27 protein-coding genes and 2 tRNA genes are annotated in these 23993 nt (G+C 34.4%); 21 read left to right on the forward strand and 8 right to left on the reverse strand.

Annotated features, from left to right (window positions below; translation table 11 throughout):
* Positions 1-79: 79 nt before the first annotated feature.
* From FZC37_RS01480 to rpsP, 5 genes are all read left to right on the forward strand, one after another.
* Positions 80-1120, forward strand: a complete 1041-nt coding sequence (locus tag FZC37_RS01480; protein WP_148951965.1) for a rod shape-determining protein — start codon at positions 80-82, stop codon at positions 1118-1120.
* Positions 1121-1128: 8 nt separating this feature from the next.
* Positions 1129-1962 carry a rod shape-determining protein MreC gene (locus FZC37_RS01485; protein WP_148951966.1) on the forward strand — a complete coding sequence of 278 codons (834 nt, stop codon included), beginning with the start codon at positions 1129-1131 and terminating at the stop codon, positions 1960-1962.
* A 63-nt stretch (positions 1963-2025) separates the two neighbouring features.
* On the forward strand, positions 2026-2958 hold the full coding sequence (locus FZC37_RS01490) for a S49 family peptidase (RefSeq protein ID WP_148951967.1): 933 nt from the start codon (positions 2026-2028) through the stop codon (positions 2956-2958).
* Positions 2959-3041: 83 nt separating this feature from the next.
* Positions 3042-3212 carry a 50S ribosomal protein L33 gene (rpmG, locus tag FZC37_RS01495; protein WP_148951968.1) on the forward strand — a complete coding sequence of 57 codons (171 nt, stop codon included), beginning with the start codon at positions 3042-3044 and terminating at the stop codon, positions 3210-3212.
* An 11-nt stretch (positions 3213-3223) separates the two neighbouring features.
* Positions 3224-3556: a 30S ribosomal protein S16 gene (rpsP, locus tag FZC37_RS01500; RefSeq protein ID WP_148951969.1), complete on the forward strand. Its 333-nt coding sequence runs from the start codon at positions 3224-3226 to the stop codon at positions 3554-3556.
* 25 nt (positions 3557-3581) lie between these two features.
* On the opposite strand, the gene yidD is transcribed toward rpsP, so the two are convergent.
* The 3 genes from yidD to FZC37_RS01515 all read right to left on the reverse strand — a co-directional run bounded on the left by yidD (position 3582) and on the right by FZC37_RS01515 (position 6058).
* Entirely contained in the window at positions 3582-3842 is a 261-nt protein-coding gene (gene yidD, locus FZC37_RS03165; RefSeq protein ID WP_148951970.1) for a membrane protein insertion efficiency factor YidD, read from the reverse strand.
* Between the two features lie 106 nt (positions 3843-3948).
* Positions 3949-4569 carry a 30S ribosomal protein S4 gene (gene rpsD / locus FZC37_RS01510; protein WP_148951971.1) on the reverse strand — a complete coding sequence of 207 codons (621 nt, stop codon included), beginning with the start codon at positions 4567-4569 and terminating at the stop codon, positions 3949-3951.
* A gap of 58 nt (positions 4570-4627) precedes the next feature.
* On the reverse strand, positions 4628-6058 hold the full coding sequence (locus FZC37_RS01515; RefSeq protein WP_172619331.1) for a TolC family protein: 1431 nt from the start codon (positions 6056-6058) through the stop codon (positions 4628-4630).
* A gap of 281 nt (positions 6059-6339) precedes the next feature.
* Here FZC37_RS01515 and yajC point away from each other — a divergent pair, with 281 nt between their 5' ends.
* The 4 genes from yajC (at position 6340) to tsaD (ending at position 9870) form a co-directional block, all read left to right on the forward strand.
* A complete protein-coding gene (yajC, locus tag FZC37_RS01520; protein ID WP_148951973.1) occupies positions 6340-6762 on the forward strand; it encodes a preprotein translocase subunit YajC in 423 nt (140 codons plus the stop codon).
* 99 nt (positions 6763-6861) lie between these two features.
* Positions 6862-8277, forward strand: coding sequence for a protein translocase subunit SecD (gene secD / locus FZC37_RS01525; RefSeq protein ID WP_148951974.1), 1416 nt, complete (start codon positions 6862-6864; stop codon positions 8275-8277).
* A gap of 210 nt (positions 8278-8487) precedes the next feature.
* Positions 8488-8778, forward strand: a complete 291-nt coding sequence (locus FZC37_RS01530) for a hypothetical protein (RefSeq protein WP_148951975.1) — start codon at positions 8488-8490, stop codon at positions 8776-8778.
* A gap of 57 nt (positions 8779-8835) precedes the next feature.
* Positions 8836-9870, forward strand: a complete 1035-nt coding sequence (gene tsaD, locus FZC37_RS01535; RefSeq protein WP_148951976.1) for a tRNA (adenosine(37)-N6)-threonylcarbamoyltransferase complex transferase subunit TsaD — start codon at positions 8836-8838, stop codon at positions 9868-9870.
* Between the two features lie 11 nt (positions 9871-9881).
* Here the strand turns inward: tsaD and erpA are convergent, their stop codons facing one another.
* Entirely contained in the window at positions 9882-10202 is a 321-nt protein-coding gene (gene erpA, locus FZC37_RS01540) for an iron-sulfur cluster insertion protein ErpA (RefSeq protein ID WP_148951977.1), read from the reverse strand.
* A gap of 91 nt (positions 10203-10293) precedes the next feature.
* Between erpA and argS the strand changes: the two genes are divergently transcribed.
* The 4 genes from argS (at position 10294) to FZC37_RS01560 (ending at position 13057) form a co-directional block, all read left to right on the forward strand.
* Positions 10294-12006 (forward strand): arginine--tRNA ligase, encoded by a 1713-nt coding sequence (gene argS, locus FZC37_RS01545; protein WP_148951978.1) that lies wholly within the window; start codon positions 10294-10296, stop codon positions 12004-12006.
* Positions 12007-12050: 44 nt separating this feature from the next.
* A tRNA-Pro gene (locus FZC37_RS01550) sits at positions 12051-12127 on the forward strand.
* A 5-nt stretch (positions 12128-12132) separates the two neighbouring features.
* Positions 12133-12207 (forward strand) — tRNA-Val (locus FZC37_RS01555).
* Positions 12208-12244: 37 nt separating this feature from the next.
* Entirely contained in the window at positions 12245-13057 is an 813-nt protein-coding gene (locus tag FZC37_RS01560) for a biotin--[acetyl-CoA-carboxylase] ligase (protein ID WP_148951979.1), read from the forward strand.
* Between the two features lie 136 nt (positions 13058-13193).
* On the opposite strand, the gene FZC37_RS01565 is transcribed toward FZC37_RS01560, so the two are convergent.
* From FZC37_RS01565 to FZC37_RS01575, 3 genes are all read right to left on the reverse strand, one after another.
* On the reverse strand, positions 13194-14594 hold the full coding sequence (locus FZC37_RS01565; protein WP_148951980.1) for a hypothetical protein: 1401 nt from the start codon (positions 14592-14594) through the stop codon (positions 13194-13196).
* A gap of 213 nt (positions 14595-14807) precedes the next feature.
* Entirely contained in the window at positions 14808-15314 is a 507-nt protein-coding gene (locus FZC37_RS01570; protein WP_148951981.1) for an OmpA family protein, read from the reverse strand.
* Positions 15315-15470: 156 nt separating this feature from the next.
* The gene (locus FZC37_RS01575; protein ID WP_148951982.1) at positions 15471-15755 is read right to left on the reverse strand and encodes a hypothetical protein; all 285 of its coding nucleotides are present in this window, start codon (positions 15753-15755) and stop codon (positions 15471-15473) included.
* A 113-nt stretch (positions 15756-15868) separates the two neighbouring features.
* On the opposite strand from FZC37_RS01575, the gene pdhA reads away from it, so the two are divergent.
* The 7 genes from pdhA to FZC37_RS01610 are packed head-to-tail and all read left to right on the forward strand — an operon-like array spanning position 15869 to position 22426.
* On the forward strand, positions 15869-16840 hold the full coding sequence (pdhA, locus tag FZC37_RS01580) for a pyruvate dehydrogenase (acetyl-transferring) E1 component subunit alpha (RefSeq protein ID WP_148951983.1): 972 nt from the start codon (positions 15869-15871) through the stop codon (positions 16838-16840).
* Positions 16841-16886: 46 nt separating this feature from the next.
* The gene (locus FZC37_RS01585) at positions 16887-17873 is read left to right on the forward strand and encodes a pyruvate dehydrogenase complex E1 component subunit beta (protein ID WP_148951984.1); all 987 of its coding nucleotides are present in this window, start codon (positions 16887-16889) and stop codon (positions 17871-17873) included.
* 42 nt (positions 17874-17915) lie between these two features.
* On the forward strand, positions 17916-19118 hold the full coding sequence (locus FZC37_RS01590; protein ID WP_148951985.1) for a 2-oxo acid dehydrogenase subunit E2: 1203 nt from the start codon (positions 17916-17918) through the stop codon (positions 19116-19118).
* Positions 19119-19136: 18 nt separating this feature from the next.
* Entirely contained in the window at positions 19137-20522 is a 1386-nt protein-coding gene (gene lpdA / locus FZC37_RS01595; RefSeq protein ID WP_148952243.1) for a dihydrolipoyl dehydrogenase, read from the forward strand.
* A gap of 37 nt (positions 20523-20559) precedes the next feature.
* The gene (gene tolQ / locus FZC37_RS01600) at positions 20560-21234 is read left to right on the forward strand and encodes a protein TolQ (RefSeq protein WP_148951986.1); all 675 of its coding nucleotides are present in this window, start codon (positions 20560-20562) and stop codon (positions 21232-21234) included.
* Between the two features lie 3 nt (positions 21235-21237).
* Positions 21238-21654 carry an ExbD/TolR family protein gene (locus FZC37_RS01605; protein ID WP_148951987.1) on the forward strand — a complete coding sequence of 139 codons (417 nt, stop codon included), beginning with the start codon at positions 21238-21240 and terminating at the stop codon, positions 21652-21654.
* A gap of 10 nt (positions 21655-21664) precedes the next feature.
* On the forward strand, positions 21665-22426 hold the full coding sequence (locus FZC37_RS01610; protein WP_148951988.1) for a hypothetical protein: 762 nt from the start codon (positions 21665-21667) through the stop codon (positions 22424-22426).
* Between the two features lie 19 nt (positions 22427-22445).
* On the opposite strand, the gene lgt is transcribed toward FZC37_RS01610, so the two are convergent.
* Positions 22446-23237, reverse strand: coding sequence for a prolipoprotein diacylglyceryl transferase (lgt, locus tag FZC37_RS01615; RefSeq protein WP_148951989.1), 792 nt, complete (start codon positions 23235-23237; stop codon positions 22446-22448).
* Between the two features lie 51 nt (positions 23238-23288).
* On the opposite strand from lgt, the gene trmD reads away from it, so the two are divergent.
* Positions 23289-23984, forward strand: a complete 696-nt coding sequence (gene trmD / locus FZC37_RS01620; protein ID WP_148951990.1) for a tRNA (guanosine(37)-N1)-methyltransferase TrmD — start codon at positions 23289-23291, stop codon at positions 23982-23984.
* Positions 23985-23993: the final 9 nt, after the last annotated feature.

Consider the following 23993-nt stretch of genomic DNA (forward strand, 5'->3'; position numbering starts at 1 on the left):
GCAAACTTAAAAAGTTTGTTATAATGAATTTGAACTTCTGGTTACATATACTAATATTTTTAAGATTTTATATTTTCTCATGTTTTTTTTTAATTTCTTTAAAAACCTCTCTCATGATTTGGCTATTGATTTAGGTACTGCTAATACTTTGATTTATATGAAAAATAAAGGAATAGTGTTAGATGAACCTTCAGTTGTTGCAAGAGGTGTGGGTAAGTCTAAAAGAGCCAAGGTATTTGGAAAATATGCAAAAGAGATGATGGGTCGTACTCCTCACGATATAGAAGTAATAAGGCCTTTAAAAGATGGTGTGATAGCAGACTTTCATTGTGCTCAAGAGATGCTGAAGCATTTTATTTATAGAGTTCGAGAGAAGAACAGTTGGGTTAGTCCTATAATTGTCGTGTGTGTGCCATCTGGTGCTACGCCTGTTGAATGTAAGGCTATACAGGAAGCTGCAGAATGTGCTGGAGCGAGAGATGTGTTTTTAATCGAAGAGCCTATGGCAGCTGCTATTGGTGCTGAAATTGATGTTGAAGAAGCAAAAGGAGCAATGGTGTTAGACATAGGTGGTGGAACAACAGAAGTAGCCATTTTATCTTTAGGGGGCGTTGTATATTCTAGATCTATAAAAATTGGTGGAGATCATATGGATGAGAGCATAGTGTCTTTTGTGAAAAAGCAATATCAGCTACTTATAGGGGAATCTACAGCAGAAAAAGCCAAGATTACTATTGGAAATGTTCATATTCCTAAAGGTGCAAAAACTGTTTCTATGGAAATTAGAGGAAGAGATGTCATGAATGGTATACCAAGAGAAATATCTATAACTAATAGAGATTTATATGACAGTCTTAGTGATTCTATTAAGCAGATTGTTAACGCAGTGAAAGATGCATTGGAAAGCACACCTCCTGAACTTGCATCTGATATTGCAGATAGAGGTATTGTACTGACTGGAGGGGGGGCATTGTTAGAAGGATTGGATAGAGTATTGAGGCAAGAAGTTCAGTTGCCTATCTTGTCTGCGGCATCTCCAAAATTATGTGTGGCACTTGGAACTGGAAAGGTATTAGATCAGTTTGATAAGTTAAAGCATTTGTTATTTAAGCAAAGCTAGTAATATCTATGCATTTTAAAATTCGATATGATGAAAAATTTCTTGCATGTTTTCTTTTTCTGTTTTCTTTAGCTCTATTCTTTTTACAAAAGAATACGTTTTTGTATAGTAACAACAGTTCTTATGTTGTTTCTTTTTATATTGTAGGACCGGTTAATACACTTATAGAAAAAGGTAAGGATAATTTTGTCTATTGTCATTATTGCGTAAAAAATTTCCTCTCGGTATTTAGACATAATGTTGCCCTTACAAAAGAATTGCAGCAAGCAAACAGATATAAATTTCAGGTGAGGCAATTATCTCAGGAAAATAGAATGTTGAGACATTTTGCAGGCATTATGGAACAAGACAGTGCATATTACCTTGCTAGTAAGATATTTTTTGTTACTTCCTCTTCAGGTCATCATTGTGCTCTTATAAGTGTAGATTCTGACAGTAGTATAGCAATTGGGCAATTAGTAGTGGATCTACAGCATGCAGTTGTAGGTAAAGTAGAAGGTCTATATAAGCATTATGCGGTTGTGCTACTTGTTTCAGACATAGGATTTAAAATGATCTCTTATTTGCCAGATCTGCAATGCGAATGTGTAGTGGAAGGATGTGGAAATGGATATGTGAAAGTTATAGATAAAACTGGAAAAGATATACAGTGTGTGGAAGGTAGTGTGGTTTTTTCTGCTAAAGATAATTCTAATAGTTTATCTGGTATCCCGATTGCTCAATTGACAAGAGATTCGTATAATAATTTATGTTGGAAGCCGATAGCTAACTTTTCTACAAATAGATTGGTTGGCATACTTCAAAATAATAAAATGAGTTCTATGTTAGGTAACATAGATTAGGGTATGGCTGTTAGGCTGTTTTTGTTCGTTGACATGTCTGTTGGATATGCGTAAAATCCACCGGTGTTTAAAGGTTTTGGCTTAGGTGTTATAATGGAACTACGCAAAAAATACATTATTTATTCGGTTGTAGCAGCCCTTATTTTGTCTTTAGTTTTTCGTTGCGCAATTGTAGACGGATTTCGCTGTTTAGTAGACAAACCAAAAAATGTTGTATCGGTTATTAGGCTAGAAGGAGAGATACTTGACTCGCCAGGTTGTCCTAGTTGGAATAATATTCGTGCAGATGTAGAAAAGGCTTTTGCTCATAAAGGCTTAAAGGCTGTATGTTTGCTGATTAATTCTGGTGGAGGTAGTGGTGTTCAAGCAAGGATTGTGTTTAATGGTATTAGACGGTTAGCTAAGAAAAAGAAAGTTTCTGTATATAGTTTTGTTGAAGATTGTGCCTGTTCTGCTGCGTATAAAATTGCTTGTGTAGGGGATAAAATAATAGCTTGTACAGATGGTTCTGTTGTAGGTGGCATAGGAGTGATATACAGAGGATTTGGGTATGTAGATATTGCAAAAAAGTTGGGAATTGAGAGAAGAATAATAGCATCACATAAATCTAAGAATTTTCTTGACCCGTATTCGCCTGTAAATGAGCATGACGAAAAATGGTATAAGAATGAAATAATGGATGTTGCTTACAAGAATTTTGTGTCGTTTGTAAAGCGAGAAAGAGGTAAAAGACTGAAGTCTGATTCAGCAGAGCTATTTTCTGGTCGTATTTGGTGTGCGGAACACGCTTTATCTTTAGGTCTCATAGATGATGTAAAGGACATGCAAGATTTTGTAAATGAACATTATGGCAAAGATGTTGCTATTAAATGGCCTTTTGTTAAGAAAAAGTCTTTTATGGGCATGCCTCTTGATGCTATTACTCATCTTATATGTTCTTCTTTTCGTCTTGAGTTAAAGAAGTTATTAGAACAAGAGGTTGGATGTTACAATTAATTTGTTGTTGTGGTAGTGGCTACTATTAATATTGTTGAATTTGGTGTAGACTGTAAGGAGTTTTTGTACAGATTATTAGAAAAATGGCAAAAAAGAATAAAACATTTTTAGTTAAGTTGCTTAGTACAGCTGGGACGGGTGTGTTTTTTGTAAAAAAAAGAAATCCCAAGACTCAGACCGAAAAGCTTTCTTTTCGCAAATATGATCCTAGAGTAAGGAAGCATGTGCTCTTTAAAGAAGCTAAGATAAAATAGGGTATAAAAATATGGCTGTAAAAGTTAGATTGTTGCGTGGTGGTAGAAAAGGTTCTCCCTGCTACTCTATTGTAGCTGCTGCTTCTAGCTCTCCTAGAGATGGGAAGTTTTTTGAGAAATTAGGGGTTTATCATCCTATGTTAAAAAGTGAGAATGAGAAGCGCTTTGTTGTGGATGAAGCACGTGTGCTACATTGGTTTAGTTGTGGGGCTCAGCCCACGGATAGAGTAATAAAGTTGCTTTTGAACGCAAAATTTGCTCTTCCGGAGAAGATTCAGAAAAAATGGAATCTTAAGATGACAAAAAAGACTAACAAGCCTAAGAAAAAAGAGAAAACAGCATAAATATTTGTAAATTTTTTCTTTTATCCTATTTGTTTCTTGTTGTGCTTCTTTTTGGAGGGAGAAATGTATTGCATCTTGCAATTCGAATTGTGGTTAATAGTATAGCCTTTTCTATTCGATATTTTCTTAGGGCTCTTAGTGCGTAACTAGAGCAACTAATATGAAATATACAACAGTTACGGAACAACACAGGAGATATAAGGTACTGATACGCCTTTATGCATATAACAAACGCATATTTTAGAGGAATTTCTATTGCTGCAAGGCTCTTGAACACATTCTTCATACTTTTGACATCTCAACTTTAGTAGTTTAAATACTACTTTTATCGGACACTCCTACCGTTACTTCACTACCTTTTTGTTTAAGCAAATATACAGGTTTGTTCTTGTCTAAGAATATTGTTCCACCAACAAGTTTATGTTAGCTTCAAACGGTATAGGTATTTCTGATATATCATGCGGAACGCTAACTACAGTACCTCTGAAGTTTTTAGTATCATTTGTAAGATATCCTGGTACTGTCCTGGCTGAACTCTCTACCCCTGCTTTAATCTCTTTTAGTAGAATTGATTTTTTTGACAGCGATACTACATCTCCTGCTTTAACTTTAAAACTCGCTATATTTACTATCTGATCATTTACCATGATATGTTTATGGCTTACTAATTGTCTTGCGGCAAAGATAGTAGGGGCTAAATTTAATCTGTAAACTACCATATCTAATCTTCTTTCCATCAATGCAAGGAAATTTTGAGCAGAGTTACCTTTCATTCTTTTTGCTTTTTCAAATGTTTTACGCATTTGTTTCTCTGACACTCTGCCATAATGGGCCTTAATTTGCTGCTTTGCTTTTAATTTGGCACCAAAGTATGAAGATTTTGAGTAAGAACCTGATCCATGCTGTCCTGGTTTAGTGTTCTTTCCCTTTAAAAAAGGATCTTTGGCATCTCCCCATATACTAACAGATAATCTTCTGCAAGCTTTATATTTGGATTTTAAAATGTTTGTCACAGTCTATATATAAAAATCTAATTAGTTAAATTACGATGAACTTTGATTAAGGATTGTGTCAACGGGCGCATTGCTTGTCAAGTATTGCCTTATGTTTTCTAGCACGTTTTGCCGAATGCGGCCTTTTTTTATTAAACGAGTTTTGTTTAGACGGTGTTTCAAATTTTTGAGTTACACCTTCTATACACTCTGTTAGTCTACCACATATTTTCATAAGCTTGTATCTAGATTTTAGATGACTCATTTCAGATTTCATATGTTCCAGCTTACTTTCTTGAAGCTGTTGTTCTGCTTTATAAGCTTCTATTAATGATATTTTGCCAAGGCTTAGTTCCTGCAATGTAGATTGCAACATTAATTGACTTGCTTCAACTGCTTTTAAGTCTGCTGACAATAGATACTTAGAAGACATGTATTCTTGCCATGTCACAGCAGCTGATTGTGTTACATTTTGTTTTTGTAAAGCATTTTCTAAATTTGCTCTTTTCGTGGCTCTACGTGCTTCTCGTGCTTCTAGCAATTGATATCCCCCTGATGTGAATATTGGTATATTTACAGATACGACCCAATCCTTTTTCCATTTTGTTTTTTTATCTGTATCTTTAAAGAAGCTTGTCAAAAGATCTATTGATGGAAATAGGTGCGCTATATTAGAAACATTGCTTGCTTTTAAGGCTTTTATTTTTGTATTGCTACTTCTGATCAAGTTATTTTCTCTCATTACAACTTCAATAACGGTGTTAAGAGATTCTTCTTCTAATTTATTAAATGTCGGAATCTCTAGTTTACATTTGGCAGATATTCCGAAAAAATTTTCAAACGACATTTCGTATGCTTGTAAATCTGAAAGAATTTTTTCTTTTTCCGATTCCGCTTTGAGTAAATTTACCTGGGCGTATGCAAGATTTGTTCTTGTTTCGTTGCCTAACTCAAATCTTTTTTGAGTAAATTTCAACAACTGCACAGCTATATTATACTTTTTCAGTGCTAAAGAGTTTAACTCTCTGGCATAGCATAGGTTAAGGTATGTATTTATACCATCTAGAAGTACATCGTCACTTTTGTCCATCAAAGAGTATATTACTGACTTTTTTTCTAAATCTTTTGACATGAGATTTAACACGTCTGCACCTCCAGAGAATATATTTTGTCTTACTGATAAGACGCTATTTTCTGATGCTGGAGCATTTTCTAAATCTTTTGATCTTTGTAAACCTGGTAATGAGGTCTTAAAACTTCTAATATTGTTCCATATAGCATGCTGATTGCGTTGTAAATCAGTTATAGCTGAGACTATATCCTCATTAGACTCTTTTTTATTCCATTTTTTCTCGATTCTAATGTCTGGTAAAAATTTAGTAAATGCTTTGGCACATGAGGTATCTGATTCTTTCTTATCTAAGTGAAGAATTTTTAACTGAATGTTATTTTTCAACGCTTCTTTCATTGCCTCTTGTAGTGAATATGCATCAGATAATCCAAAAGACATCAACGCAAATAGGCAACAGATGGCTTTAGCAATATTTAAGGGAATTACGTACACAGAGCTGTTTGATTTATACATTGAGGGCTTTTGTAGACATATTTATCAAATCATTTTTCAAGGCTTAAATAATAAGCGATACGCACCTTTCCGTCAACGGTAACTCCAATAAGATCAAGCTTACTAATGCATGTTTTTCCATTAATTTGTAAATTAAAGTCTGGCTTAGTCGTGTTGTTTGGGTTAATATCTGTACGATTTTTTGTATTAAAGATAAGTTAAAAAAAATGATGAATACCAAATTTTCTAAAAGTTGGATGTCGGTGATTAAGGATATTGTTACTGTATCTATTTTCGGATTATTTTTTGTAATGAGTTTTGCAGATTGTTATGCCGATCAGCAGAATGTTGCTTCAAAAGCAGGTGGATCTTTCTTTAATAGAGACTGGATGGGATATGTTCCGATAGTACTAGTTTTTACAGTATTTTATTTTTTAGTTATACGTCCACAAAATAAAAAACGTAAGGCTTTGGAAGAAATGATACATAGTATGAAAGAGGGGGATTGTGTAATCACAAATGGTGGAATGATAGGAACTGTTACTGAGAATGATCATAAAGAGCGGTATATTTTGCTAGAAATTTCTAAGAACGTTAAAGTAAAAATTTTGAGAAGTGCTATAGCCAAAGTTGGTGAATCGCCTCAATAGTGATCGTCGTTTAATTAAAACATCAAATTTACTTAAATTATTTTGAGAATTTATACATTACGATTTCTTTTTAGCCTGGTTCTATCACTATTATGTTTTGTGATTATATTGCCTACATTTTATGCTAAGCCGTTCTTTTATGGCCTTTTTACTAAAAAGGTGAATTTTGGTTTGGATCTGCAAGGAGGAGTGCAAATTGTTCTTAAGGCTGATCTTGATTCTTATTCTAGTGAGAAATTATCTTTTCTGTGTAATCAAGTGAAAAAATCTTTTAGAACAGATGGCACTGTGTCTTGCCTTGTAAATCTGAAAGAAGGAAGCATTTTTGTTACACAGATCAAAGAACAGAGAAAAAAAGTATTAGCTCTCTTAAAAGATGTTGATAAAAACTTTAGCATAGAGGAGGTATCAGAAGGATTGAAAGTATCTTATGACAAGAAATATTTAGATACATTGGGTAAGGATCTTATAGCTCAATCTATGGAAGTTGTACGTAAGCGAGTGGATGGTTTTGGAACGCGAGAGCCTACTATACAGGCTCAAGGAGATGACTGTATTACTGTTCAATTACCCGGTGAGAATAATATAGAGTCTTTGAAAACACTTTTAGGTAAAACTGCCAAGTTGTCTTTTCATTTGGTGCAAGATAAAAGCCAAGATAGATATTCTTTATCGGCCCCAGTTTTAAGTGGAGATTCTTTGGTAGAATCCAACGTTGTTTTTTCTGATAATGTTCCTGTTGTTGGTTTCAGTTTTAATGATTTTGGAGCCAGAATTTTTTCTGAAATTACAAGTAACCATGTAGGTAAAAGACTTGCTATTCTTTTAGATGACAAGGTGTTAAGCGCTCCGGTTATTGAGCAACATATTCCTGGCGGAAAAGGAGTAATAACAGGAAATTTTACCATAGAGTCTGCTCAACAGCTTGTCTTGCTACTGAAATCAGGTTCTTTACCAGTGCCTTTAAAAGTAATACAAGAATCGCTTATTGGGCCAAGTTTAGGAAAAGAATCTGTTGAAAGTAGCAAAATAGCTGGAGTTGTAGCATTTTTACTCGTAATTATTTTAATGTTTTGGCGATATGGTATATACGGAATATTTTCTAATCTAGCATTATGTTGTGCGTTATCTATAATACTTGCTTCTTTAGTCGTATTTAATATCACTCTTACATTGCCTGGAATAGCGGGTATAATACTGACCTTAGGAATGGCAGTAGATGCAAACATCATAATATATGAACATATTCGAGAGGTGTATAAGAAGAATGGTGATGTATTATTGTCTGTTAATAAAGGTTTTGATACATCCTATACTACTATTGTGGATTCTAATTTGACTAGTGTTATAGCAGCTGTACTTTTGTATATTTTTGGTGTAGGAAGCGTTAAGGGATTTGCTGTAACATTCGGTGTAGGTATCGCAGCTTCTATGTTTGCATGCTTCTGGTTTAGTAAACCTGTTGCTTTTTTGTATCTAAAATTTATGCAACCTAAACTATTAAGTTTTGAATAAATACCATTTTTATAGTATTTCATTACCCTAATTAAACCACTGAGTTGTGCATCGTGTTGGTTGTGTTACCTAAAAAATATTGGATTAAATCAAATTTTCTTTTTAGTTCTTTACCACTTTTTATAGTTTATCTTCTAGTATTTTAATTAGTGTATATTCACGTGCATTGTATCGTGATGTTGCTAATTAGGAATTTATTTGGTTATCTAGATGTCTGTATTAAAGATTCAAGCGCCTTTTGAAAGACTTAAATCTGCTAATGATGATCCTCAACAAGCGTTGTGTCGGGCTGTTATTTTGCAAGCTATAATAGATGCGTCAGAATATTCGTCTTGCTGTAGTAAACAGTCTGCAAAATTACAAAAGGAGGCTTACTACTGGCTCTTTACAGATTCCAGAAATTTTTTTGATATTTGCATGGGAGCAGAATTAGAGGTAGACTTCGTGAGGGATATTGCAAAGCAGATGATAAAAATAAATAGGGTACCTTCCGACAAGTAGTTTTTTCTTATTAGTTTTATAATTTTGCTGTATTTTATTAGGGTTTGTATTTGATGTATGAGATATATTTTAGCAGTGGAGACCAGTTGTGATGAAACGTGTTTGTCTGTGGTGGATTGTCAAAAAAATATAGTAAGTAACTTAATTTACAGTCAAGCTACTCAGCATAGTAAATATTCTGGTGTTGTTCCCGAAGTGGCTGCGCGGCTTCATTTGAGTAAAATTGGTGAGTTAACACAGCTTGCTCAACAAAAAAGTGATTTTAATTCTTTATCGGCAATTGCGGCAACTGGTGGGCCAGGTTTAATAGGTGGAGTAATAACAGGTGTTACATTTGCTAAATCTTTGTCTTTATGTTTTCAAAAGCCTTTTATAGCAATAAACCATCTAGAGGGTCATATCTTAAGTGCTAGATTAGAGTCAGATGTTGAATTTCCTTATTTGGCATTGTTAATTTCTGGAGGGCACTGTCAATTTGTATCAGTTGAAGACGTTGGCAAGTATCGTGTTTTAGGGGAAACTTTGGATGATTCTTTAGGTGAGACTTTTGATAAGTTAGCAAAAATGTTGGAATTAGGATATCCAGGAGGTCCTATTGTAGAGCGATATGCCCTTTCTGGTAATAGAAAAGCATTTTCACTACCCATTCCACTTTCTGGTAGAGATGGATGTGATCTTTCGTTTTCTGGGTTAAAAACTCATATGAGATATCTTATTCAGAAGTTAAAGGTTGTATCTGATAGTGTGAAAAATGACTTATGTGCTTCTTTTGAGTATACGGTTGGGGTTTTTCTTTCTGGTAGATGTAAAAACGCAATAGCAAAGTTTAAAAGACTTCATTCAGTTGATACAAGCACTCTTGTAATAGTAGGTGGAGTTGCTTCTAATAATTATTTAAGAAATTTATTAAAAAAAATAGCTGAAGAAGAAGGATTTGCTTTTTTTACTCCTTCTCCGAAATTATGTACTGATAATGCAGCTATGATAGCCTGGGCTGCTCAAGAACATTTTACGATGGGACATACTACTAAGTTGGATTTTTGTGCACGTTCAAGATGGTCATTGAGTGATTTACATACCTGCTATATTTGAATTTCACTTAGTTATATTGAAAAAGAATTACCACAACCGCAACCAGATTGAGCATTTGGATTTACTATTTTAAAGAATGCTCCTTTGACGTTTTTTATAAAATCTAGAGTACTGCCCTGAATAAATTTGTAGGATATTGAATCTATTATTACTGTTATGTTATCTTTTGAAACAACTACGTCATCTGATGTTGACAGTTGCGTGAACTCAAAACTATATTGAAGGCCGGCGCATCCTCCGCTGTCTACTGATATACGTAATTTTAGGTCTTTTTCATTTTCTAATTCTAGTAATTTTTTTATTCTTTCTATAGCTTGTTGAGTTATTAACATGTTGTCTATGTTATTAATTTAGTTGTCTGTTATAAATTGGCAAACTTCTGATACAATGGTCCTGGCGCTTTCTATATGGGCATTATAGGCTATGAATATTTTTTCTAAAATAAAAAAAGAGATTTTACAATTTTTAGTTTCAAATTTTGAAGTAGATCTTCGAGATATTCCTGTAAATTTGGATAGTATCCACTCTGATATTTCTACTACGGCTGCTTTTTTGTGCGCAAAGCAACTAAATCAGTCCGTAAAGGCATGTGCCGATGTTATATCTGATCATGTACGTACTTTACAAGATGTGGAAAATGTTATTGTTTCCGACAAAGGATTCATCAACATTACCATTAAAATAGATTCTTGGCATAAGGAATTAAAAAATATTGCTACAAATGATTTGTCTTATCTGCATCCTGTGTTATCCCAAGGCAATAAGGTCAATGTTGAGTATGTTTCAGCTAACCCCACTGGTCCTTTACATGTAGGTCATGCTAGAGGGGCTGTGTATGGTGACGTTTTATCAAATGCAATGAAAGTATGTGGTTTTGCAGTTACAAGGGAATATTATGTCAACGATTTTGGAAATCAGGTTAATATTTTGGTTTCTTCTATATTGTCTAGGTATAAAAATATTGCTTTATCTACAAATGATCCTATAGGAGAGGGGTTATATCCAGGTGAATATTTGATACCTGTAGCACAATCTTTGTATGATATTTACGGAGACAAGCTTTTAGATTTAGCAGATATACCAGATGATGTGAAACGTTTGTGCATTGATGAAATGTTACGCATCATTAAAAATGATTTGCATTCTTTAGGCGTGAAGCATGATGTATTTTTTTTCGAGAGTTCTTTACATAAAGCTCATGTTACAGACGATTTGATTTCTTATTTGGTAGAAAAAAGTTTGGTATATGTTGGATCGTTAAATAAGCCCAAGGGACATGTTGTAGATGAAGATTATGAACAAAATCAGCCTCAATTACTTTTTGCTAGTAGTAAATTTGGCGATTCTCAAGATAGAACGGTGAAGAAATCTAATGGAGATTTTACATATTTTGGATCTGAATTGGCTTATATAAAGAAGAAAGTATCCGAAGGTTTTAATGATTTGGTCGTAGTGTTAGGAGCTGATCATGTTGGATATGTTAAAAGAATGAAAGGTGCTGTTACGGCCTTAGGCGAAGGAAAGGCGAAAATAGATGTTGCTCTTACACAGATGGTCAAATATCTCAAAAACGGTGTATTAATGCCTATGTCTAAAAGACAAGGCGTATTTGCAAGTGTTGGAGAATTGGTTAAGTTAGTCGGGAAAGATGCTATAAGATTCATGATGCTTAGCATAAGGCATGATGTTGAATTGACTTTTGACATAGAAAAAGTGAATGAATATTCAAGTGACAATCCAGTTTTTTACATTAATTATGCGTATGCAAGATCATGTTCTGTGTTAGGTAAAATTAAAAAAGAGAGGCAGTTGTACAGCGAAATGGACGAAAGCTTAGGTAGACTCATTCTTTCTGAAGAAATACTTCTTATAAGAAAGCTTTCTTCTTGGCCTCAAGTTCTTGAAAATGTTGTATTAAAAAAAGAACCTCATAAAATAGTGTCTTATTTATATACTCTTGCTAAAGAGTTTCATGCTTTATGGAATCTAAGAGATGACAAAGGCCAAAGTTACAGATTTATAGTGCATGAAGATTTAAGTCTAACGTGCGCAAGATCTTATTTGCTAAATGGGGTAAAAAATGTAATAAAAGATGGATGTAATGTGATGGGAGTTACTCCTATGGAAAGAATGTGATATTAATGTAATGTAGGTTATAGGATTTACCATCTTTAGCATATCGGGGTATAGCGCAGTCTGGTAGCGCATCTGGTTTGGGACCAGAGGGTCGGGAGTTCAAATCTCTCTGCCCCGACCAAAATAGGGCAGTTAGCTCAGTGGTAGAGCACTACGTTGACATCGTAGGGGTCAGTGGTTCGATGCCACTACTGCCCACCATATCGTTTCTTCTAAGCATTTCAAGGTGTAAGATTTTATGAAAGATGATATTGCACATATGCTTCCAGATGGGTTTTCATATAACAGGCGTTATACTAGCGCTTTCATAGAACGTTATCATTATCATACCGTAAATTCTACACAGACGCTTCTAAAGCAGGTTGTACAAAGTTTTCATCCTGGAAAGGTATATCTTGTGACAGCAGATTCTCAAAGTGCAGGTATAGGGCAACGAGTTAACAAATGGTATTCTCCTACTGGTAACATATATGCAACTTTTGGTTTTACTTATTCATCTGAGCAAAAGGATAACTTTTTTTGCATTCCTCACACTATAGCTTTGTCTATTTTACATACCTTAGATAAATTTGGTATTAAAGGTACATTTAAGTGGGTAAATGATGTATATGTAAACAGGAAAAAAATTTCTGGTATTCTAGTAGAATCTATTCAGTCAGAAAAATTACCTCTGTATTTTATTCTCATAGGTATTGGTATCAATGTTAACGTGACATTAGATGTTTTAGATGTTGTAGATCAGCCAGTAACATCTATAGCACATGAAATTGGGAATGTATCGTTGGAATCAGTGCTTCAGACTCTAAGTGTAGAGGTGTGTAATGGTATGAACATTTTGTTTCAAGATGGATTTTCTAGTATACGAAATTCTTTATTTCCTAGATTAGAAAAGTTTAACAATCAAATAATTGTATTTGAAGAGTGTGAAAATAGGTGCGTTGAAGGCAAAATTGTGGGTTTAGATCCCAAATGTGGTGCTTTAATTTTGCGTTTGAAAGACGGGAGCATAACTAAGTATATCAGCGGTAGGATAATAAAGACCAATGTGTAAGTAAACAGGTTATTGTCTATATGAGAATATTGTCTAATAAGAAAACAGCTCACTTATAGAAAGATTGAGAGCTGTTTTTCTGTTGTTATCTATTAGGGTTTCTTTTTAAATTGTTCTAGTATTTTGTTTTTTTCTTTTAGCAGTCGTCTTCTTTCTCTTGTGGCATATTGTACGAATTACCTTTGAATTTTTTTCTTGATGGTGGTTCAAGTTGTGTATCTGATTCTGAACATTGTTTTGGTTCTCCATTTTTGTCATCAAATGGCCTATTTGTTCTTTTTTTGTTTTTACCTTTTAATGAAGAAGTGAGATTATTGTTGCTTTGTGATTTATAAGAATCTTTTAAGTCTATGTCATCATCATCTATTTTTTCTTTTTTTGAAGAATTGTTATTATTGTTAAAGCAGCTGTTCAATATTGAGTTTCCACCACCATCTATTTTTTTCTTACTTGGTCCTTGTTGTTCATTAGTCTGTTCTTTGCTATACATGCTCTGGAAAGCAGTAGTTCCTTGTCCTATATTGTTATCATTAGGCAATATTTCTTCCTCGTCGCTATTGCGTATTAATTTTGATGGCAAGACCTCTATGAAATAAGGTAAATATATATTTGTCTCCATAGGATTGATGGCTTCTATCTTTTTTTTATGATGATAAAACTGTCTTGAATTGACTATTACATGTGGACGATGCACAATTTTATCTCCTAAATTTGCTGCAATTACCCTACCTAAGCATAAAATGGCTTGTCTACATAAGTTACCACACATGGTGTTTGGGTAGCTATCAAATATAATAAATACTTGTGCTTTTCCATCTACCTTTTTTGCTGTTTCGATAGTCTGGTCTATCACCTCCTTGCTCATTTCTACAAGCATTGTTAATTCACTGTGATGGTATTGCTGTCCATGTGCCTCGGGTTTGTAATGTAAATGTTGTGCTTTGTCTACATGCTCATTTAGTTTTTCAAAAAATATATCCATTCTGTTAGCATATTCGACATCATTTAGCTTTTTGCTCTCACTGTCTTTCAGGGTAGATGTTTTGTATATGATATCGCTAGTATGAATTTTACTTTCTTGTGTATTGGTGTTTATATCCGATCCCGCATTTGAGGATTTTTGAGCAGTAATTGCTGCTAATTTCGCGTCATTTAGTGTTGTATTTAGCCCTTGTGCGTCTAAAATCTCTTGGGTTAAGTTGCTCGATATTTTTAGTTCCTTTGCTACTTCGTTTAAATTAGAGCATGTTATTTTGTTTTCTTTTGGTCGTGGAGAAGGTAGAGCTACAACACAAAAAGATAGATGATTTTTTGCGTGTGCGATATGTTTCTGTATGCCGTTTTTTTCGCTATATTCTATAGGCTTGCCATTCAGATTTTTACTCATAGCTTGTATGTTGTGTATCCTAAGGCTTTTTAATGCTTCATTTATTTTTTCCACAACTGCTTGGTCGTTACTAGAATTGGGTATAAAATTTTCTATTGTAGATGTTGAGAAAAAAAACCCCATATCTTTTAGGTCTTTATATGGTGGCATAATTTTTATTTACTTAGATGGTTTAGAGTTATCATCATGGAGTATATGAACTTTCCATCACGATGCAACTAAAAGTTGAAAACCATTTCACAAAAACAAAATGGGGATTTATACATAAAAAAGACCCTACAAGAAGCCATACTCCCTATAAGGTCTTTTAATATGCAATAGAAAGAGCAGCGTAGAAAAACGCTTTCTCAAATAAAATTATGCTTACTTTACTCCAGGTACGACAATACCTCGTCTGTTAGCACTGTGATCTTCAGGAGATGAACCTAGTCGTGCTAGTTTTTCTTTTCCGTACGATACTACAACTAATCTTTCTGGAGCTATACCACAGCTTACCAAATATCTTTTTACTTGTTCAGCCCTTCTTTCTCCTAAAGCTAAGTTATATTCTCTTGTTCCAATAACATCGCAATGCCCTTCTATGACATTGTATGAAAAATTATTGTGTTGTGCTAACCACTCAGCTACTTTATCCAATAAATTTTTTGCTGTAGAAGAAAGTTCACTGCTATCAAATGCAAAATAAACAATATCTCCAACCTGTGTTTCAAATTCCCTTAGAGCTTTTTCTGCAGATTTTTCCAAAGTTGCCCCAGTTGCCCCGAATTCTGGTGCAATCATGTTGTCATTACAAGATTTTTTAGAGCATTTACAAGCAGAAAGTGACAATAACATCACCAAAGATATTGCTTTTACGACGTTCTTTACCATTTTTATTATTACTTTATTATCTTACGCTAGCCATTGAATTCTAACAATATTGCTACCTTTTATCAATGCCTACTTTAACATATTTTTCAGTAAACATTTTTGGATATTGATAATTACAGGTTAAAAAAGATAAACGATATACTTGTATGTGTTTTTTTAGGTGACTGAAGATGTCTTTATTGAATGTTGTATATTTGTATAACCTAGCTTTTTAGCTGTAAAAAAGGCAGGTAGACTATCTCCTGTATTTATTTCTATGTCTATTTTATTTTGATATAGTTTTTTTAATTTTCCAAAGCATTGATCTATCACCATAACTCCCAGAAAATACATCGCTTCTGGCAAATTTGATACTATTACCTGTTGGTTGGTGCTTTTTAAAATTTTTTCTAAATTTTCAATATCTTTGTTGATATTGCCTGTTATGTAATACTGTTTCATTTTATGTATATCCTTTCCAGATGCTTAAATTAGCATTTATTGCTTTTGCACTATTCGTATTATATTATCATTTCCTGTTTTTGCGTTACTAATGATTTTTTTCAAATAAAACTATGTTGCTTTCAGAAGAGTTATGGATTGAAGCTTTTGAAAAAATGCTTCTTATTCGTAGATTTGAAGAAAAGTGTGCTCAATTTTATGGTATGGGGAAAATTTCTGGATTTTGTCATCTATACATAGGACAAGAGGCAGTAGCTGTTTCTGCTTATTTGAGCAAATCTTCACAAGATACTATGATTACGGCTTACAGAGATCATGGGCATGCTTTAGTGTGTGGTATGGATCCCGGTATCGTATTGGCTGAGTTAATGGGCAAGGTTACTGGTTCTTCGAAGGGAAAAGGTGGCTCTATGCATATTTTTGATATTGATAAAGGGTTTTATGGCGGACATGGTATCGTGGGTGCTTGTGTATCTCTTGGTACAGGTATTGCATTTGCTCATAAATACAAACAGGATGGTGGAATGTCTTATACCTTTTTCGGAGATGGTGCAGCTAATCAGGGACAAACATTTGAGTCTTTTAACATGGCTAAGTTATGGAATTTGCCAGTACTATATATTATAGAAAACAATGGCTACGCTATGGGTACCTCCGTTGAAAGATCTACTGGTATGACAGATTTATATAAAAGAGGGGAGTCTTTAGGGATAGAAGGCATGAGAGTAGATGGCATGAAAATAGATGTTTTATACGAAGCTTTCTGTGAACTATCGCATAAAGTGCGAAATGACAACTGCCCATATCTGTTGGAAGCAGAGACTTACAGGTACAAAGGTCATTCTATGTCAGATCCTGGTTTTTATCGATCAAAAGAAGAAGTGGCTCAATATAAAGAAAGTGATCCAATTGCGTATGCAAAAGAGAAGATATTAGAGATGGGAATAAAAACTGAATCTCAGCTTAAAGAAATTGAAAAATCTATAAAAGATCGTATAAAAGCTGCTGTTGATTTTGCTGAAAATTCTGAATTTCCTAATATTCTTAATTTAAGAGAAGATGTGTTTACCAAGAAAATATGTTAGAAGATTGGATATCGTTATTTGATCTGTCATTTTATTGCAAATAGGTATGGTCGTGAACTCTATTACTGTAAGGGAAGCTATAAGAGACGCTATAGCAGAGGAAATGGAACTGGATGACAGAGTTTTTATTATGGGAGAGGAAGTTGGGGAATATCAGGGAGCCTATAAAGCAACTCAAGGGCTGCTGCAACGTTTTGGTCCTAAGAGAGTTATAGATACTCCAATTTCTGAGCATGCATTTGCTGGTGTTGGTGTTGGAGCTGCGTTTGCAGGCTTGAAGCCTATCGTGGAATTTATGACGTTTAACTTTGCTATGCAGGCAATAGATCACATAGTGAATTCTGCTGCAAAGACTTTGTATATGTCTGGTGGAACTCTTAATTGTCCTATAGTGTTTAGAGGACCTAATGGCGCTGCTGCCAGCGTTGGTGCTCAACATAGCCAAAATTATACATCATGGTTTTCGCATATTCCTGGGTTAAAAGTTTTTTCTCCTTATTGTGCCCATGACTCTAAAAGTTTGTTAAAAACCGCTATCAAAGATCCAAATCCTGTGGTTTTTTTAGAAAATGAGCTTATGTATGGTGTTGCTTTTGATAATGAGTCTAATTTTAAAGATTTAGATCCTGGAGTGGCAAGAATACGAGCTCAAGGAAATGATGTCACTATTATTACATTTTCTAGACATGTAGGCATTGTGTTAAAAGCAGCAGAGGAGTTGCGATCTCTTGGTATATCTGCAGAAGTAATAGATTTACGTACAATAGTGCCCCTTGATGAAGATAATATTTGTTCTTCTGTAAAAAATACAGGTCGAGTTGTGGTAGTAGAGGAAGGGTGGTTTACCTCAGGAGTAGGAGCTACTATTGCAAGCATTTTAATGCAAAATGTATTCGATTATTTGGATGCACCAGTTGAAATCGTATCTGGTGTTTCTGTTCCTCTGCCTTATGCAAAAAATCTAGAGCAAGCTGCTTTACCAGATGTTTGTGATATTGTGACCGCAGTAAAAAGGGTAATGAATGTAGAGTAAGTTTTTGACCATAAGTAATATTTCAATAAATGCATTTTTGATATGCCAATCGACGTTTTAATGCCAGCTTTATCACCTACTATGCGTACAGGAAAGTTGGTAAAGTGGACAAAAAAAGAAGGGGAAGAGGTAAAGTGTGGTGATGTCATTGCCGAAATTGAAACGGATAAAGCTATTATGGAGCTTGAATCTGTAGATGAAGGTACTTTATTCAAAATTTTAGTCCAATCTGGTACAGATAATGTTGAGGTAAATACAAAAATAGCTGTTTTACTAGAAGAAGGAGAAGATGAAAGCTCGGTAAAGCAAGTTGCACCTTTGGAGAAAAAAGAAGAAAAAGTCGTTAGTGATGAGAAAGATAACCAAATGCTACAAGTAAAGAAGCATAATGGGATTGCAGTTGAAGATAAAAATCGGGAGCGTATTTTTGCATCTCCTTTGGCTAGGAGTATAGCTGCTCAAAATAAAATAGATCTTAGAAAAGTTGTTGGAACTGGCCCTGGTGGTAGAATAATAAAAAGAGACGTTTTGTCTTTTTGTACACCTGTGTTAACAAATAATGTATCAATGCACAAAATAGACATAAGTTCAATGCGTCGTAGTATTGCTACTAAACTTTCTGAATCTAAGAAAAACATTCCTCATTTTTATTTAACCATTAGCTGTAATGCTGATGAAATTATAAGGTTGAAGCAAGATTTAAACTTTTCTTTGGATGTGAAATTTTCTATAAATGATTTCATATTAAAGGCTGCGGCGTTCGCTATGAAAAACGTTCCTCAGGTTAATTCTCAATGGACTGAAGAGTGTATAATTCAGTACAATACGGTCAATATATGTATAGCAGTTGCATTGGAGTCTGGCGTTGTTGCGCCTGTTGTAAGAGATGTAAATAACATGACGTTGAAGCAGTTATCTACCGCAGTAAAAGACTGTGTTAATCGCGCTCGTAGTGGTAGTATTACACCAGAAGAAAATCAAGGAGGTACTTTTACTGTATCAAATCTAGGTATGTACGGTATAGAAGAGTTTAGTGCAATTATTCTCCCGTCTCAAAGTGCTGTTTTATCTGTTGGATCTCTAAATGAGGTTGTCTATAAAGACAGCAGTGGTGCATTTTCTGTAAAAAATGTCATAAAAGTGACATTGTCGTGTGATCACAGAGTTCTAGATGGGGCGGTGGCTGCAAAATGGTTATCTGAATTTAAGAATATAATAGAACATCCATCTGTTTTGTTGTTATAAAATTATATGGTAGATGTTATGAATGAGGATTTTGATTTATTAGTCTTGGGTGCAGGTCCTGGTGGGTACGTTGCTGCTATTAGGGCTGCGCAACTTAAGATGAAAGTTATGATAATAGAGAAGGAGAGATTAGGTGGTGTTTGTCTAAATTGGGGATGCATTCCTACAAAATCGCTACTAAAGTCTGCAGATGTATTCTCTTTGATAAAAAAAGCTAAATCTTACGGAGTGCAAGTAGATGGGGTAAAATGTGATTTATCCTATATGGTTGATCGTTCTAGAAAGATAGCAGATAGATTAAATAAAGGAGTTGAACATTTGCTGAAAAAAAATAAGGTAGAGGTACTATATGGCAAAGGAACACTAGTCAGTTCTAACGAAATTTTAGTTTGTAAAAAAGATGGTACAGATGTTAACGTCAGGGCTAAAAAAATTATTTTGGCAACAGGTGCTAGTTCTCGTTGTATTCCTGGCGTGGAATTTGATGGATCTTGTATTTGGAGTTACAAAGATGCTATGACTCCTGCATCACTTCCTCAATCTATTATGATAATTGGTAGTGGTGCCATTGGTGTGGAATTTGCCTCTATGTACAGTGCTTTGGGAAGTAAAGTTACAATAATAGAGCAAATGGAAAATGTTTTACCTAGAGAAGATTTAGATGTTAGTAACTGCATGGAAAAATCTTTGAAAGGAAAAGGCGTTGATGTGATATGTGATGCTTCTGTGAAATCTGTAAAAGTGGAAAAAGGACGTGTAATTGTCACTTTAGCAGATGGTAGACTGATAGAATCAGAAAAATTGTTAGTTGCTGTGGGAGTGAAACCAAATGTAGTGGGCATAGGCTTAGAGAAAACAAAAGTGATGTTGAATGATGACGTTGTGAAGACTAATTCATTTTTGCAAACTACAGACGATGATATATATGCTATAGGAGATATCGTATCTGGGCCATGGGTAGCTCATAAGGCAAGTCATGAGGCTATCATTGCTGTAAATAAGATAGCAGGGGTTTCATCGTCTTCTATCAATGTTAGTGATATTCCTTCGTGTGTTTATAGCAATCCTCAGGTTGCGAGTATTGGTCTTACTGAGGCTTTTGCTGAAGAAAGGGGATATCCAATTGACGTTGGAAAATTTCCTTTACATGCAAATGGCAAAGCTTTAGCTATAGGAGAAGAAGAGGGATTTGTAAAGGTTATATGGCATAAACAAACACGAGAGTTGTTGGGTGTTCACATGATTGGAGCAGATGTGAGTGAGTTGATACATTCTGCCTCTTTAGCTAAAAAGCTTGAGACAATAGATTTAGATATAGCCGAAGCTATTTTTCCTCATCCTACACTTTCTGAGTCTATATATGAATCGGTGCTGCATTCTTTGGGTAGAGCTATCCATATTTAGTTGTTAGTTTAAATTTTCAATAGTACAGAAACGTAGTATGAAGAGTGGTTTATCTTTTTTTAATTTGATAATTTCTGCTGATTTTATCAGTCAGATAATTTTGCTTACTTTGGTAGCTAGTTCTATTTGTTCTTGGGCTATAATTTTGGAAAGATATATATTCTATAAACGTCTTGCGTATAAGATGCATAAGTTTGATAAAACTTTTTGGGAGGCGAAATCTTTGGATTCATTGTATGGTTCTGTTAAAAGTAATGTTAGCAACCCTCTCGCTCGCATGTTTGTAGTATCTATGGAGGAATGCAAGGGGGCGAAAAAACCTTCTTTAATGCGTACCGCTATTAAAGAACGTATTCTTTATGCTATTACTTCTGTTAAAAATTTATCTATTTTGGATGCTGAAAAATACTTAGCAATTTTGGCAACTTTAGGTACTAAAGCTCCTTTTGTTGGTTTGCTTGGTACTGTATGGGGAATTATGAGAAGTTTTCAGTCTATAGCTATATCTAAAAATACTAGTTTAGCTGTTGTAGCGCCTGGTATAGCGGAAGCGTTATTTGCGACAGCTGTCGGATTATTTGTGTCGATACCGGCTGTCATATCTTATAATATTTTTAGTATGCGTGTTAATAAATTAGAGTCTGAAATGCAAAATTTTCTCTCTGATCTTTATAATTTATTTTCTAGAATTTTAGACGAACAAAATATTTGAAAAATGATTCCAGAATCGATGCGTAGAAGAAAGTTAACTCTTATACATGACATTAACGTTACTCCTCTTGTGGATGTTATGTTGGTGTTGTTGGTAGTATTTATGCTTGTCTCTCCTATGTTAGTTTCTCACGTGGATCTCAATTTACCACAGTCGGATATTACGGCAACACAAGATTCTAACAATGCGATAGAAATTAGTATTACAAAAGATAATAAAATATACGTTTTAGATTCTGAGGTTGAAAAAGTGCATCTTGCTGACAAGCTAAAGGCTATTTCTGGTAGGAATACAAGTAAAAAGGTGCTAATTTCTTGTGACGAATTGGTTCCTTATGGAAAAATGGTATCGGTTGTGGAAAGTGTTAAATTGGCTGGTTTTACTAAAGTAGGCTTAGTTGTAAAAGAGAAGGTAAGATAGGTAACTATCTGTGAATCTATATATACGTAAGTGCAAAGATGATAGCAGTAAAGAGAAGAAAAAGTTCGTTTTTTTTACTTGTTTATCCACTGCTCTGCATCTGATTGTTTTATGTCTTATAGCGTCAGTAAAAGGTGCTGATGTACCTATTTTCCATGATAATGTGGTAGAAATTCTATCTTATACGGAACAAGTAAGTAAAAAGGGTAGTAGAGTTGCTAGTGCAGTAGGTAAAGCTACTGACAAACCAGGTATTACGAAAGACATTAAGCCAGGGAAAAAGGTTGTAAGTGATACAAAAGATAAGACTTGGAATGTGAAAAAGGAAGATATAGCAAAGAAAGAAGACAATAAAAAAGTTTCTTCTGCAAAGAAAATTATTTTAAAGAATACGAGACAAAATGCCTCTGTAGTAGAGGAAGGTAATGTTTTTGATGTCCCAGAGTATGATATTGAAGATGCAGATAGCCTTGCAGAGATAGATTATATCAAAAGTAAAGTGGAGTTGCACCGCAGCTGTGTTGGTTTATTTGCAAAAGGTATAGAAGAAGTGGAGATGGTATTTGAGATAGGGCTTAATAAAAATGGAAGCGTTAATTATGTAAAATATATTGCTGATAATGCTACAGGACTTATCACTGAAAAAACTAAAAATACGCTTTACAATCAAAATTTAAGAGCTATAACTCTATCAGCTCCGTTTGATAAGTTAGACCCCGCAAATTTTGATAGGTGGAAGTGTGTTAGAATGAAATTTACACACAAAAGCTAAATAGATGTCCATTGTTAAATTACATTTTGTCTTTCTTATTGCAAGATTTTGCTATTAATATGCAACCAATGCATAAAGTAAGTATTGTAAATAACTGTCCTGCTGTTACATGTAAATTTCCATAGATAAATTCTATATCTATTTCCCTGAATAATTCTGCAATAAACCTTGCAATTGAGTATACGATAAGAGCGATTCCCGTTGTTTTGCCTTTATAGAGCATGCTTTTTTTCTTGTAAGCAAAATATCTTAATATGAAGAACAACACTATGCCTTCTAAAAAAGCTTCGTATAATTGCGAAGGATGTCTTGGCTGATCTTGAAAAAACACTACTCCCCAAGGAAGGTCTGTAACTTTACCATACAGTTCTTTATTGATGAAGTTTGCTATTCTGCCGAAAAATATTCCTATTGGTACATTTAGAGATATTATATCGCAAATCCTTCTAGTGCTTAGATTATGTTTATTAGAGAATGCAAATATTGTTACAACTGCTCCTGTCAATCCTCCAAAAAACGACATCCCTCCTTTGTGAATGTATAATATTTCGGCAGGATATTGCATGTAAAAATCCAAGTTATATATAAGTACATAAAAAATTCTTCCTCCTAGTATCATTCCTACTATGATTGGTAATAACAATTCTTCTATACGTAAGTATTTGTCAGAAAGAGAGAAGTTTTTCACTATTGTTTTTGAGTTTTTTAATATAGCCAGTATTCCTATTAAATACGCCATCGAATACCACTTTACGGTCAGTGGTCCTAGTTGTAAAATTACCGGATCTATGTTAGGTGCGTGAAAAGACATAGGCTAGTTTTGTGTGTACACTGAACTTTTTTTAATGATACAAGTTGCAAGATGCACAGGTCAAATTTTCATGTCAAGATTTTATCTATATTTCCTGAGATATTTCCTGGCCCGTTAGGAATTTCTATAATGAAAAATGCTTTAAATAAGCAATTATGGTCTTATGAGGTAATAGATATTAGGAAATTTGGTATAGGAAAACGAAAAAAAGTTGATGATGTGCATTATGGTGGCTTAGGCGGAATGGTGATAAGACCAGATGTTTTAGGTAAAGCTATCGATGCGCATAAAAACAATGTTGAGAAAATTATATATTTTTCTCCAAAAGGTAAAAAGTTGAATCAATCCATTGCTAAGACATCATTGGAAACTGGTTGTATTATGCTGATTTGTGGAAGATTTGAGGGCGTTGACGAGAGAGTGTTGCAAGAGTACAATGTGGAACGTATCAGCATTGGAGATTTTATCTTAGCGGGTGGTGAGTTGGCTGCTATGGTTTTTCTTGAGTGTTGTGTGCGTTTGCTACCTGGTGCTCTGCCTAAGTATGCTAATCGGAAAAATGAGTCGTTTAGTGAGGGCTTTTCTGGTATGTTGGAGCATCCCTTATATACTAGGCCTGTTGTTTGGGCTGGTAGAAGCGTGCCAGATGTTTTGATATCTGGAGATAAAATGGAGGTGGAAAAGTGGAAAATGTCGGCTTCCTTTCAATCTACTTTGAATTCAAGGCCTGATTTAATAGAGGAATGATGTTTTCTT

This window comes from Candidatus Sneabacter namystus, from assembly GCF_008189685.1.
Classification (GTDB): domain Bacteria; phylum Pseudomonadota; class Alphaproteobacteria; order Rickettsiales; family Rickettsiaceae; genus Sneabacter; species Sneabacter namystus.